Annotated in this window: 1 protein-coding gene; it reads right to left on the bottom strand. The window is 38.9% G+C overall.

The window, feature by feature from the left end; translation table 11 throughout:
- The coding region (locus tag M595_RS28810; RefSeq protein ID WP_023070078.1) for a CapA family protein at positions 1-306 on the bottom strand (306 nt) is incomplete at both ends.

Consider the following 306-nt stretch of genomic DNA (forward strand, 5'->3'; position numbering starts at 1 on the left):
AACATATTATTATGAACGGAAAAATAACAAACCCCAAAAAAAGCAAACTTCCCCCCTTCCACTTCAGGGAAAACAATTCCACCCTTGCGTCCGCCCGCCTCCATTCCCATTTTATTAATATTGCAAATCGTATCACCAAACCCCGCCTCAAAAAAATCAAAAGAATGATTATTCGCCACACTCAAAATATTAAAGCCCGCATCTTTTAAAATCGAAGTATATTCGGGCGGAGTTCGGAACGCAAAAACCAAACCTCGACCAATATTTTTAGCACTGCGAGGATAATTTGTTAAAGTGCTTTCAAAA

It is taken from the genome of Lyngbya aestuarii BL J, assembly GCF_000478195.2.
Taxonomy (GTDB): domain Bacteria; phylum Cyanobacteriota; class Cyanobacteriia; order Cyanobacteriales; family Microcoleaceae; genus Capilliphycus; species Capilliphycus aestuarii.